This is a genomic window from Pseudomonas sp. YeP6b (genome assembly GCF_025642995.1).
GTDB lineage: Bacteria > Pseudomonadota > Gammaproteobacteria > Pseudomonadales > Pseudomonadaceae > Aquipseudomonas.
Genome location: NZ_CP080090.1, coordinates 4,013,552 through 4,025,653 on the forward strand (window position 1 = coordinate 4,013,552; position 12,102 = coordinate 4,025,653).

The 12,102-nt window shown below is 60.5% G+C and carries 10 protein-coding genes; 4 read left to right on the forward strand and 6 right to left on the reverse strand.

The window, feature by feature from the left end; genetic code table 11:
- Positions 1 to 32 precede the first annotated feature (32 nt).
- On the reverse strand, positions 33 to 914 hold the full coding sequence (locus KZH41_RS17915; protein ID WP_263273346.1) for a LysR family transcriptional regulator: 882 nt from the start codon (positions 912 to 914) through the stop codon (positions 33 to 35).
- Positions 915 to 1,064: 150 nt separating this feature from the next.
- Between KZH41_RS17915 and KZH41_RS17920 the strand changes: the two genes are divergently transcribed.
- Positions 1,065 to 2,597, forward strand: coding sequence for an MFS transporter (locus KZH41_RS17920; RefSeq protein ID WP_263273348.1), 1,533 nt, complete (start codon positions 1,065 to 1,067; stop codon positions 2,595 to 2,597).
- Between the two features lie 154 nt (positions 2,598 to 2,751).
- Here the strand turns inward: KZH41_RS17920 and sohB are convergent, their stop codons facing one another.
- On the reverse strand, positions 2,752 to 3,777 hold the full coding sequence (gene sohB / locus KZH41_RS17925) for a protease SohB (RefSeq protein WP_263273349.1): 1,026 nt from the start codon (positions 3,775 to 3,777) through the stop codon (positions 2,752 to 2,754).
- A 196-nt stretch (positions 3,778 to 3,973) separates the two neighbouring features.
- On the opposite strand from sohB, the gene KZH41_RS17930 reads away from it, so the two are divergent.
- On the forward strand, positions 3,974 to 4,684 hold the full coding sequence (locus KZH41_RS17930) for a histidine phosphatase family protein (protein ID WP_242150442.1): 711 nt from the start codon (positions 3,974 to 3,976) through the stop codon (positions 4,682 to 4,684).
- Between the two features lie 56 nt (positions 4,685 to 4,740).
- Positions 4,741 to 5,055 (forward strand): SCP2 sterol-binding domain-containing protein, encoded by a 315-nt coding sequence (locus tag KZH41_RS17935; protein WP_048730219.1) that lies wholly within the window; start codon positions 4,741 to 4,743, stop codon positions 5,053 to 5,055.
- A gap of 62 nt (positions 5,056 to 5,117) precedes the next feature.
- On the opposite strand, the gene KZH41_RS17940 is transcribed toward KZH41_RS17935, so the two are convergent.
- The 3 genes from KZH41_RS17940 to KZH41_RS17950 all read right to left on the reverse strand — a co-directional run bounded on the left by KZH41_RS17940 (position 5,118) and on the right by KZH41_RS17950 (position 10,050).
- Positions 5,118 to 5,711: a hypothetical protein gene (locus KZH41_RS17940; protein WP_263273351.1), complete on the reverse strand. Its 594-nt coding sequence runs from the start codon at positions 5,709 to 5,711 to the stop codon at positions 5,118 to 5,120.
- A 145-nt stretch (positions 5,712 to 5,856) separates the two neighbouring features.
- A complete protein-coding gene (locus KZH41_RS17945) occupies positions 5,857 to 8,493 on the reverse strand; it encodes an MGH1-like glycoside hydrolase domain-containing protein (protein ID WP_094951653.1) in 2,637 nt (878 codons plus the stop codon).
- Positions 8,494 to 8,640: 147 nt separating this feature from the next.
- A complete protein-coding gene (locus KZH41_RS17950; protein ID WP_263273353.1) occupies positions 8,641 to 10,050 on the reverse strand; it encodes an OprD family porin in 1,410 nt (469 codons plus the stop codon).
- A gap of 289 nt (positions 10,051 to 10,339) precedes the next feature.
- On the opposite strand from KZH41_RS17950, the gene KZH41_RS17955 reads away from it, so the two are divergent.
- On the forward strand, positions 10,340 to 11,716 hold the full coding sequence (locus KZH41_RS17955) for a VOC family protein (RefSeq protein ID WP_263273354.1): 1,377 nt from the start codon (positions 10,340 to 10,342) through the stop codon (positions 11,714 to 11,716).
- Positions 11,717 to 11,873: 157 nt separating this feature from the next.
- Here the strand turns inward: KZH41_RS17955 and KZH41_RS17960 are convergent, their stop codons facing one another.
- Positions 11,874 to 12,098 (reverse strand): YdcH family protein, encoded by a 225-nt coding sequence (locus KZH41_RS17960; protein ID WP_094951656.1) that lies wholly within the window; start codon positions 12,096 to 12,098, stop codon positions 11,874 to 11,876.
- Positions 12,099 to 12,102: the final 4 nt, after the last annotated feature.

Here is a 12,102-nt window from a genome sequence, read left to right on the forward strand (position 1 = left end):
CGTTAACCCGCAAAGTACCCCACCCGCCACGATCAAGCCTCCGCCCTAGCTATCTGCTTGACCTGCTGGATATACCGCGCCACCGCCGGCGCTTTCTCAAAGCGCCGGTGAATCAGCGACAGCCACGACGACGCCTCGCTGCCCTGAATACCGCGGTACACCACGCCAGGCAAGCTCACATGCCCGACCATCGACGCTGGCACCACCGCCACGCCCTGCCCTAACGACACCAGCGCCACCACCGCAACCAACCCACCCGGCTGCGGCCCCAGGCGCGGGGCAAAACCGCCCTGGGCGGCGACGTGCAAAGTGCCGCTGATTTGCTCCGGCAGGATAAACGTCTCGTTTTGCAGGTGCTCGCAGCCAATGGCCTTGAGCCCCAGCAGCCAGGAATACTGCGCCAGCGCCAACACAAACCCTTCGCTGTGCAGGCGCACGGCTTCCACACCGTCGGGCAGGGTCATGGGCGAGCGGATATAGCCGATGTCGTAACGCCCGTCCGCCATTGCACTCGGCAAGGTCGCCATCGCGCATTCGCGCACGTTCACGCTTACATCGGGAAACGCCTGGCTGAACGCTTGCATCTGCCGCTGCAATACACCGGAGTACACCGCCGAGGCCACGTAGCCCAACTCGATATGGCCGATCTCGCCACGCCCGGCGCGCTGGGCATTGCGCTGGGCAAATTCAAATTGGCGCACCGTGGCTTCGGCCTCAATCAACAACGCGGCGCCGGCTTCGGTGAGGCTGACTTCGCGTTGCTGACGGATAAACAAACGCGTGCCCAGGCTGGCTTCCATGTCCTGGATCTGTCGGCTCAAGGTCGGCGGCGCGATGCCTAGCTGCTCGGCGGCGCGGGTGAAATTGCGCTGACGGGCAACGGCCAGGAAGTAGCGGAAGTGGCGGATTTCCATCGCAGGATTAGCTCAAAGGTAATGAAGTGCATCAGGCCAGCTAATAGAACGAGCTGCGGCTAGGGATAAGCTCAGCGTACCTCAACACTAGAGAGCCTTTGCGATGTTAGTCAACTGCCTTTCCCCTATTGCCCGCAAGGTAATTAAGCCATGAGCCGGGCCAGTCCGCGTTTGACGCTACTGACCGCCTCCGGCGTGTGTTCGCTGATCGTGCTCGACACCAATATTGTCGCCGTGACCCTGCCGAGCATCGCCCGCGACCTGGGCGCCAACTTCGCCGATATCGAGTGGGTGGTCAGCGCCTATATGCTCGCGTTCGCCGCCTTGTTGCTGCCGGCCGGCAGCATCGCCGATCGCTTTGGCCGCCAGAAGACGCTGATCTGGGGCTTGAGCATTTTCATCCTGGCCTCCCTAGGCTGCGGTGCGGCGCCCACTGCGCTGCTGCTGGATGTCGCCCGCGCAGTGAAAGGTGTCGGCGCGGCTTTGTTGCTGACGTCCGCCCTCGCGTCCATCGGCCATACCTTCCACGATGAAGTGGAACGCGCCAAAGCCTGGGCGTTCTGGGGCGCGTGCATGGGCGTGGCGATGACCGCCGCGCCCACCCTGGGCGGCGTGATCACCGAATACCTGGGCTGGCGCTGGATTTTCTACCTCAACCTGCCCGTGGGCCTGGGCTTGATGGCGCTGGTGCTGCGTGCGATTCCAGAGTCGCGCGACACTCAGTCGGCGCGGCTTGATCCATGGGGCAGCCTGGCGTTCAGTGCGAGCCTGCTGTGCCTGATGTGGGGGCTGATCGAGGCCAATCGCATCGGCTGGGATAACCCGCTCACCTCTGCACGCCTGATCGGCGGCGCGGCGCTGCTGGGTGTGTTTGTGATCGTCGAGCGTGTGCAACAACGGCCCATGGTGGACTTGCAACTGTTTCGCCATCCGCGTTTTATCGGCGCCCTGCTCGGCATGTTTGCCTATGCCGGGTGCGCCCAAGTGATGATGACGTTGCTGCCGTTCTACCTGCAAAACGGCCTGGGCTTCTCCGCGATTGCTTCGGGCCTGGGCATGTTGCCGTTTGCGCTGACCATGCTGATCTGCCCCCGCATCGGCGCGCGGCTGGCGGGGCGCTTTGCACCGGCGACGATGATGGCGACCGGCTTGGCCCTGGTCGGTTGCGGCAACCTGTTGAGTGCCTGGGCGGTGACGGCGGGCGGCTATCTGCCCTTCGCCCTGGCGATTGCCGTGACAGGTGCCGGTGCGGGCCTGCTCAATGGCGACACACAGAAAAACATCATGGCCTGTGTGCCACGGGACCGCGCGGGGATGGCCTCGGGCATGAGCACCACCATGCGTTTCAGCGCAATCATGTTGGCTATCGGTGTGTATGGGGCATTGCTGAGCAGCCATAGCGAACAGCTGCTGCGTGCGAGCATCGATCCGCAGTGGCAGGCCCAGGTGGCGGGGATTGCATCGCGGGTGGTGGCAGGTGATATGCCAGCGGCGATGGGTGTGTTGCCGGAACCGGCGCGGGTGCAGGTGCAACCGCTGGCGCGGCAGGCATTTGTGGGTGGCTTCAGCGGGGTGTTGTGGGTGGCGGGGTTGTTGGGGCTGCTGGGGGCGTTGGTGGTGGGGACGTTAATGAGAAACCCGATTCCCTCAGTACAACAGTCTTCCAGACTGACTCAGAACTAAATGTGGGATTAGATCGCTCCCACGCTCTGCGTGGGAATGCCGCCCCGGACGCTCCGCGTCCAACCTGCCCACGCCAGACTCAAGCCCTTCGCAAGGGTGACGCGGAGCGTCACAGGATGCATTCCCACGCAAAGCGTGGGAACGATCGGTCGACTTACCAGAACCGCTGCTGGGTCAATCGGCTCCACCAGGTCAGCAGCACGCGGTCTACCGAGCCGCTGGCCGCCAGGCCCACTCGCTCCTGCAGGCTTTTACGCTCGGCATAGTGCAGGTGGTACACCTCGGTAGTCTTGGCCTTGGTGGCCAGGTATTCGTCGCTGGTTTGCAGCTCGTCGACCAGTTGTTTGTCGAGCGCTGCAACACCCAGCCACACTTCACCGGTCGCGACTTCATCAATCGCCAGCTGTGGGCGATAACGCGAGACGAAGTTCTTGAACAGCTGATGGGTGATGTCCAGGTCTTCCTGGAACTTCTCACGGCCCTTCTCGGTGTTTTCGCCAAACACGGTGAGGGTGCGTTTGTATTCACCGGCCGTCAGCACTTCAAAGTCGATATCGTGCTTTTTCAGCAGGCGGTTGACGTTGGGCAACTGCGCTACCACACCAATCGAGCCGAGGATGGCGAACGGGGCGCTGATGATCTTCTCGCCGATGCACGCCATCATGTAGCCGCCGCTGGCGGCGACCTTGTCGATGCACACGGTCAACGGCACGCCGGCCTGGCGGATACGCGCCAGTTGGGAGGACGCCAAGCCATAGCTGTGGACCATGCCGCCGCCACTTTCCAGGCGCAGCACCACTTCATCTTTAGGCGTGGCCAGGCTCAGCAGCGCGGTGATTTCATGGCGCAGGCTTTCGGTGGCAGAGGCCTTGATGTCGCCGTCAAAATCCAGCACGAATACCCGCGGCTTGGCCTCGGGCTTCTTCTTGCTGTTCTTCTTTTCGGTTTTGCTTTCGGACTTGCGCAGGGCCTTGAGCTGGTCTTTGTCGAGCAGGCTCGATTCCAGGCGCTCACGCAGGCCCTTGTAGAAATCATTCAGCTTGCTGACCTGCAACTGGCCGGCCGCTTTGCGACGGCCTTTGCTGCGCAGCGCCGCGAAGCTGATCAGTACCACCAAAATAGCGACCACCAGGGTGACGGTCTTCGCTAGAAAGCTCGCGTATTCAGCCAAAAAATCCATGTGTCTCCTTAACAATGCACGGCGCCAGGCGCGGATTACCCAAGCATACCGACGCGATCGTCAGGCGACCAGTGCTCAAACCGCCAGCAGCCAAGCTGCTCTAACGCACTTTTAAAACAAGCGTATGTTTTTTCATTGACAGCTCGCAGGCATCCTCATAACCTCGCCAGACTTTCAACGTACCGGGAAAACGGACGTGGGCAGCATTTATTTGATTCGACATGGCCAGGCCTCCTTCGGTGCAGACGACTATGACGTCCTGTCGCCCGTCGGCGTGGAACAAGCGCAAGTACTCGGGCGCCACCTGGCCGACCTGGGCCTGACGTTCGACCGCTGCATCGCCGGCGACCTGCGCCGCCAGCAGCACACCGCCACGGCCGCGTTCGATCAATACAGCGCCCTGGGCCTGCCGGTGCCGCCTCTGGAAACCGACCCGGCGTTCAACGAGTTCGACGGCGAGGCCATCATCCGCGCCCTGCTCCCTGACTTGCTCGCCAGTGAACCCCACGCTGTGGAGGTGCTGCGTAATGGCGCGCAGAACCGCAGCGAGTTCCAGCGCATCTTCGCGTTGATCATCGAGCGATGGCTGGCCGGTACTTATGATCCACCGGGGCTGGAAAGCTGGTTGGGGTTTGTCGAGCGTGTACAAGGCGGCCTGCAACGAATTCTTGAAGCCGCCGACAGCTCGCACAAGATCGCCGTGTTCACCTCCGGCGGTACCATCACCGCCCTGCTCCACCTGATTACCCGGATGCCTGCCGCCCAGGCCTTCGAACTGAACTGGCAAATTGTTAACACCTCGCTCAACCAGCTGAAATTCCGCGGTCGCGAGGTGGCACTGGCTTCCTTCAACAGTCATACCCACTTGCAACTGTTGAAGGCGCCGCAGTTCATCACTTTCCGATGAATTGCGGCCAACCGTGACCCCAAGGTCACTGGACTCTACCTTAAAGGATCGAAACCATGACTGACGTAGCCAAAGCTGTAGAAGCAATGAAAGCCAAATTCAACCCAGCCGCTGCCGACGGCCTGGACCTGGTGTTCGGTTTCCGTATCGACGACACCCAGAACTTTTCGCTGGTGGTGAAGAACAACACCTGCGAACTGCTGGAAGGCGAAAACCCGGACGCCCAAGTGACCCTGGTCATGGACGGCGACACCATGAAAGGCATCGTTGACGGCTCCACCGACGGCATGCAAGCGTTCATGGGCGGCAAGCTGCGCACCGAAGGCGACATGATGCTGGCGATGAAACTGAGCGAGCTGTTCCCGGCCTGATAACGCCGCGCTCAAAAAAAATCCCGCCAATGGCGGGATTTTTCGTTCAGCCAGCCTCCCGATCAACGGGTGCCGGCGTTATCCATCTGTTCAAATGTGTCCATGTACGCGGGGTCATTACCATCGTTCTCACGAATGTAACGCGCTTCGTTCTCGTCGGTGATATCACCGGTATTGACGTCCAACCCAATCACGATCACCACCTTGTATTTACCCATCTGCAAATACATGTCGTAGAAGTCCTTGGGTTCGTCAGGCGCCACAAAGACGCTGTAGGTGTAACGCACACGTCCCGTCAATACAGGCCACTGTGACTCAAGCGTGCGGGTATCGAGGGATGAGTCGAATCTTTTGATCCCTCTTATCGCGGCCTCTACCAGCTTGTCATTGTCCTTGGCCGTGAAGACCACCGGATGCTTGCGCGTCATCGAGCGCATCGGGCTGGGATCAATGTCCGTTTCAAGACGGTACATGCCGCTGCTGAACCATTTCGTCGCATCAAAGGTGTGGTCACCTTTCTCGCAGTCGCTGCAATGCATCATCAGGGGCGCCGCAACACTTGCCTGGGCATACAGGGACGTGATGAAAATACTGGTGGTCATCAGCAATGCACCCAAGAGGCTCGCATTGCGAAACCGCGCGATAACATTCGCCATTGTCTACATCCTTGTCTTAAGGGGCGGCGAATTTACCTGATTCAAACCGTTGCCGGCAGGATTTTTTTGCATGCAATTTCTGAATCGATGCAGCGCCAATGTGGGTGCTGGCAAGCCAGCGCCCACGCCCGATTGCTGGTGACTGTTAAGTTTTCGGTTGCAACAACAACGCCACCAACGCACTCCACCCCGTCTGATGCGAAGCACCCAACCCCCGCCCGGTCTCGCCATGGAAATACTCATGGAACAACACCAGATCACGGCTGGCCGGGTCGGCCTCCAGTTGCGCATAGCCCGCCATCGACGGCCTGCAGCCATCCTCATCCCTTAAAAACAAGCGTGTCAGTCGCTGGCTCAGCCCGTCAGCAACCTCCTCCAGGGACGCCAGGTAACCACTGCCTGTCGGGTACTCCACCGAGAAGTTATCCGCGTAATACCGATGAAACTCACGCAACGACTCGATCAGCATGTAGTTCACCGGCATCCACAACGGCCCACGCCAATTGGAGTTGCCGCCGTACAGGCGCGAGTCGGATTCCCCAGGCTGATAACGCGCGCACAACGTATCGCCATTCATCTTCAACGCCAGCGGCTGCTCGGCAAACGCCTTGGACAAAGAGCGCACACCAAAGGCCGACAGAAACTCATTGTCATCAAGCATGCGCCGCAACAGGTCCTTGGTGCGCTCGCCACGCAACAGCGCCAGCAACAGGCGATTGCCCTGCCCCGGCTCGTTCCAGCGCGACACCAACTTGGCCAGGTCCGGCCGGTGGTGCATGAACCCCAGCAAGCGTTCACGCAAGCCTTGCAAGCCCTCATGCTCGCGTTGCTCCAGCACCAGCACGGCGAACAGCGGCATCAGGCCAACAATGGAGCGCAGCCGTACCGGCTCGTTCTGGCCGTCGGGGCGGTGCAGTACGTCGTAAAAGAACAGGTCCTGCTCATCCCACAGCCCTTCGGCGCTGTCGTCGACGCGGTTAATGGCACCGGCGATATACAGGAAGTGCTCGAAAAACTTCACCGCAATGTCGACATACACCACGTTGCGCTTGGCCAGTTCCAACCCGATTCGCATCAGGTCCAGCGCATAGGCCGCGACCCACGCCGTGCCGTCGGCCTGATCCAGCTGGTAGCCCGGCGGCAAGGTGGCCGAGCGGTCGAACAAGGCAATGTTGTCCAGACCGAGGAAGCCGCCCTGGAACAGGTTGCGGCCTTCGGCATCCTTGCGGTTGACCCACCAGGAAAAATTCAACAGCAGCTTATGGAAAATCCGCTCGAGGAAATCCATGTCGCCGACGCCGGTCAGCGCCTTATCCTGCTGATACACCCGCCAACTGGCCCAGGCATGCACCGGCGGGTTGGCGTCGTCGAAACGCCACTCATACGCCGGCAACTGGCCGTTGGGGTGCATGAAACGGTCCTTCACCAGCAGCAGCAACTGCTGCTTGGCATACCCAGGATCGATCAGCGCAATCGCCACTGCCTGGAAGCCTTGGTCCCAGGAGGCGTACCACGGGTATTCCCAAGTGTCAGGCATGGAGAGGATGTCGAAGTTGGACAGGTGCCGCCAATGGGTATTGCGGATATGCAGGCGCTCAGGCGGCGGCGCGGGCTGAGCCGGGTCGCCGTCGAGCCATTGGTTCACGTCGAAGTAGTAGAGCTGCTTGGACCATAGCAACCCGGCCAGGGCCTGGCGCTGCACATTGCGCGCGTCTGCATCGCTAATGCCGTGTTGCAAGGCCGCGTAGAAGTCATCGGCCTCTTGGCGGCGCTGTTCGATCAGCTTGCGCGCATTGACCTGGGGCGCGTCCGTGGGCGCAAACCGCAGGTACAGGGTTTTGCTTTCCAGGCCTGCCAGCTCGAGGATGAAACGCGCGGCGACCTTGGTGCCGGCGTCCCGGCGAATCGCCGATTGCACGCCGCCTACCACGTAATCATTGATGCCGTCCTTGAACGGCCCAGGCGCCGGTTGCCCGCCCAGCGTGGGAAAGTTGCTCTCGTTTTCGCAGAACAACCATTCCACGCCGTCCTGGCCCCAGGCGCTAAGGTGGCGATCGGAAAGTTCATGATGCTGGGCCAGCACGTGCTCGCCGTCCAGGCGCAACTGCGGCTTGGGCGCATCGAAGGTCCAGCTCCAGTCATTGCGTGCCCACAGTTGGGGCAGCACCTGCAAACGCGTCGGCTGGTCCGAGCGGTTATGCACGGTGACCTTCATGAAAATATCATCGGGCTGATGCTTGGCGTATTCGACGCTGACATCGCAGTAGCGGTTGTCTTCAAACACGCCAGTGTCGAGGATCTCGTACTCGGCATCCTCAAGCCCGCGGCGCGCGTTCTCGGTGGTCAGGTCGGCGTAGGGAAAAGCCGCATGCGGGTATTTGTAGAGCATGCGCATGTAGGCATGGCTCGGTACGCCATCGACGAAAAAGTACAGTTCCTTGACGTCTTCACCGTGGTTGCCCTCGGCGTTGTTCAGGCCGAACAGGCGCTCCTTGATGATCGCGTCGCGCTCGTTCCACAGCGCCAGGCCCAGGCACCAGCGTTGCGCTTTGTCGCTGAAACCGGCCAAGCCGTCCTCGCCCCAACGGTAGGCGCGGCTGCGTGCATGTTCATGGGGGAAGTAGGCCCAGGCATCGCCGTCTGCGCTGTAGTCTTCGCGCACCGTGCCCCACTGGCGTTCACTCAAGTACGGGCCCCACTCACGCCAACGCTCAGCCTCTTGCGTTGCCAGGCGTTGGCCTTCAATCGTTTCAAGGATGTTGGTTACGGGCGTGGCCGTCATTGGGTCCTCCATCACTGACAAAGTGAGGGGCAGTGTAGAACCCATCCGTGCTGCGATGCACATGAAGTCTCATCCAGTCGCGCAAAAAAAGAGGCCGCTGATGAGGCGGCCTCCGTTTTTTTCGACTGTGTAAAAGCACGCGCTTTCTTAGAAGATCGCGTAGGTATAGTTGAAGATCAGGCGCGTTTGATCCTGATCCGCAGTGCCGGTGTTGTGGCCGTGGTAAGTACCGGTGCGGAAGGTGGTGCCAAAGCCTTTGAGCGGGCCGGCCTGCACGACGTAATCCAGGCGGAAGTCGGTTTCGTTTTCTTTCTGATCAGGGCCACCAGCCACCTTGGACTTGATGTCCGTACCGTCCAGGTAAGCCACGGACGCTTTCAGGCCGGGTACATAGGCCTTGAAGTCATACGTGTACTGACCAAAGTTGACTTGCTCACCCGCACGGGAGAACTGGCCAACCACGGCGTCGGTGAACAGGTAGAAGTCGCTGCCGCCGGCGCCTTGTTGTTGCGGGTCGGCGAGGCTGCCCTGGTTAACCCATACGAAGCCGCCATCGTCGCTTACGCCGATGTGGCCGAGCATCAGGCTGCTGCCGCCCAGCTGGTAGGTGAACGCGGCGCTGTAGGTTTTGTTATCCACTTCGCCGGCGTGCTTGGCGTAGCCACCGTTGTTGTTGAACGCATAGCCGCTCTCGCCATTCTTGCCGTCGCTGGTGCTGTCGAAGTAGCGCAGGTCAGTCTTGAACGACTGGTCATTGCCCAGCGGCAATACGTGGACCAGGCCGAAATAGTTCTGTTTGTAGAAGTCCTGCAGGTTGGCGTAGTAGTACTGCAACGTCAGGTTTTTCGCGATGGCGTTGTCGGACGAGCCGAACGGTTTGTAGTCCACACCACCGAACTTGAAGCTGTCGCTGTCACGCGTACCACCGGCCACACTCAAGCCCGTGGAGTTGCTCGAAGCACGGCCTTCGGCCTTGTTCAGCTCACCGCCGGTGAAGGTCACGTTAGGAATGTCGCTGGAGGTGAGGATGCCGCCGTCAAAGGTCTGCGGCGCAACACGGCTGTCGTTGGAGACCAGGATCGGCAGCACCGGGGCCAAACCGCCACCCACGTGCAACTCAGTCTGGGAAATCCGGAACTTCACGTTACCCGCCGCGCGGCCGAAGCTGTCGGCAGGCTCGGTGCCGTTGTTTTTGGTCGGGAAGAAGCTGTTGCCGTTCCCCGCCAGGCCTGGGCCAGCGGCGTGGCCGTCGCCACCATCAAGACGCAAGGCGCCGAACGCCATCACGTCGAAACCGACGCCAAGGGTGCCTTGGGTGTAGCCGGATTTGTAGTCGAAACGCAGCAAGGTCGCGGCTTCGCGCAGATCGTTGTTGGTCCCCGAGCGGTTATCTGCGCTGTAGTACATGGTCCGCGAACTGACCGCCGCATGGCTGTCTTCAAGAAAGCCACTGTGACCTGTGCCCGTGCCCAGTGAGCCGAGCCCAAAATCATCCGCGCAGGCTTGTTGTGCGAGCAATGCGGCGGTGATGGATAACGCCAGTGTAGAAATTTTCATGTGTGACGGCCCCTAAACATTTTTTTATGTACGTTGTGTGCAAAACGGCGTTTTCATCCCTACAAACGTGACGATTGTTTCATGAGGACCGGGGCGCACCTCGTGAAGAATTTGTTAGGAAAGGGGCTGCGAAAATGAAATTTTACCGTTGCCGTTTTTTGTCATATTCACGTCATCTCATTCATTTGCAGAATGAAGTCCAGAGGAATCTTCGTTTGCAAGCCGCCCCCAAGCTCAACAAAATCAGAGGCAGGCCACGCTCATCACAATAGCCATCAGGAATTTTTCTATGCCAACCACCGCACATGTCAGCCCCGACGAGATCCGCAAAGGCTTCTCCAAGGCCATGTCCGACATGTACCGAGATGAAGTCCCGCTGTATGGGGCGTTGATGGCGCTGGTGGCCGAGACCAATACCCAGGTGCTGGCCAGTGATTCGAGCCTGGCCCGGCAGCTGCGCCGCACCGGCGAAATCGAGCGCCTGGACAAGGAGCGCCACGGCGCCATCCGCCTGGGCACTGCCTTTGAGCTGGCAACCATCGGCCGCCTGTTTGCGGTGATGGGCATGCAACCGGTGGGCTACTACGACCTGACCCCGGCGGGCGTGCCCGTGCATTCCACCGCCTTTCGCGCCGTGCATGAACGCTCGCTGCAGATCAGCCCGTTCCGCGTGTTTACCTCGTTGCTGCGCCTGGAACTGATCGAAAACCTCGAACTGCGCGCCTTCGCCGAAAGCGCGCTGGCTAAGCGCAAGATCTTCACCCCAGGCGCCTTGGCGTTGATCGAACAAGCGGAACGCGACGGCGGCCTCAACGCCCCTGATGCCGAAGAGTTCATCCGCCAGGCCCTGGAAACCTTCCGCTGGCACCACACCGCCACCGTCACCGGCCAGCAGTACCAGCAACTGAGCGACCAGCACCGCCTGATCGCCGACGTGGTGGCCTTCAAGGGCCCGCACATCAACCACCTGACCCCGCGCACGCTGGACATCGACAAGGTGCAGGCCGCGATGCCCGGCAAAGGCATCACCCCCAAGGCCGTGATCGAAGGCCCGCCGCGCCGCCACTGCCCGATCCTGCTGCGCCAGACCAGCTTCAAGGCCCTCGACGAGCCCATCGCCTTCACCGACGCCCAAGGCAGCCACAGCGCGCGCTTCGGCGAAATTGAACAACGCGGTGTCGCGTTGACGCCCAAGGGCCGCGCCCTGTACGACCAACTGCTGAACGCCGCGCGCGATGAACTGGGGGCTTTTCCCAATGAGGCCAACGCCGCACGTTATGTGCACTTGATGGAGCAACACTTCGCGGCCTTCCCCGACAACCACACGCAGATGCGCGAACAGGGCCTGGCGTACTTTCGCTATTTCGCCACCGAGCAAGGCCTGGCGGCACACGGCCAAGCCGATCAGCCGAAAACCTTGGAGGCGCTGATTGCTGCCGGCCACGTCGACGTGGAACCGTTGGTGTATGAGGATTTTCTGCCGGTGAGTGCGGCGGGGATCTTTCAGTCGAACCTTGGGGATGCGGCGCAAAGTCACTACGCGGCGAGTTCGAACCAGGCCGAATTCGAGAAGGCGCTGGGCCGCAAGACGATTGATGAGTTGAAGCTGTATGGCGAGACGCAGCAACGCTCTATAGATGAATGCACCCAAGCGCTACTGGCATGAAAGAGAGTGTCCGCCCGGCTCACCAGCGCAATCCTTGCGCCACAACAGTCCCCAGAGCCGGGTGGACGGGGCGCATCATAAACACGCAAAAGCGCGCTGTCCCTCAGGCAATTCTGAACAAATATGTCCGCGCCCCTGTAGGAGCGCGGGCGTTGATTTAGCCCAAGTGCTGCACAATCTCGTCTTTAACCAGCAAGCGCTTCTCCTTCAACTTGCGCAGTTCCTCATCGCTGCCAGCTGCTTTTTCAGCAGTCACCACCAAGTCATCGACGGTTTTGTATTTATCAAAGAGCGCATTCAGATGGGGATTTTTTGCCCGGCGCTCGTCGACAGTTTCTTTACTCAAACCCAGGTCCTGCAACAGGTCGTGTTTCACTGGCATGGAG

Excerpts from the sequence above, each read along its gene's own strand:
- KZH41_RS17915 (WP_263273346.1), bottom strand. The coding sequence starts at position 914 with ATGGAAATCCGCCACTTCCGCTACTTCCTGGCCGTTGCCCGTCAGCGC.
- KZH41_RS17920 (WP_263273348.1), top strand. The coding sequence starts at position 1,065 with ATGAGCCGGGCCAGTCCGCGTTTGACGCTACTGACCGCCTCCGGCGTG.
- sohB (WP_263273349.1), bottom strand. The coding sequence starts at position 3,777 with ATGGATTTTTTGGCTGAATACGCGAGCTTTCTAGCGAAGACCGTCACC.
- KZH41_RS17935 (WP_048730219.1), top strand. The coding sequence starts at position 4,741 with ATGACTGACGTAGCCAAAGCTGTAGAAGCAATGAAAGCCAAATTCAAC.
- KZH41_RS17940 (WP_263273351.1), bottom strand. The coding sequence starts at position 5,711 with ATGGCGAATGTTATCGCGCGGTTTCGCAATGCGAGCCTCTTGGGTGCA.
- KZH41_RS17945 (WP_094951653.1), bottom strand. The coding sequence starts at position 8,493 with ATGACGGCCACGCCCGTAACCAACATCCTTGAAACGATTGAAGGCCAA.
- KZH41_RS17950 (WP_263273353.1), bottom strand. The coding sequence starts at position 10,050 with ATGAAAATTTCTACACTGGCGTTATCCATCACCGCCGCATTGCTCGCA.
- KZH41_RS17955 (WP_263273354.1), top strand. The coding sequence starts at position 10,340 with ATGCCAACCACCGCACATGTCAGCCCCGACGAGATCCGCAAAGGCTTC.
- KZH41_RS17960 (WP_094951656.1), bottom strand. The coding sequence starts at position 12,098 with ATGCCAGTGAAACACGACCTGTTGCAGGACCTGGGTTTGAGTAAAGAA.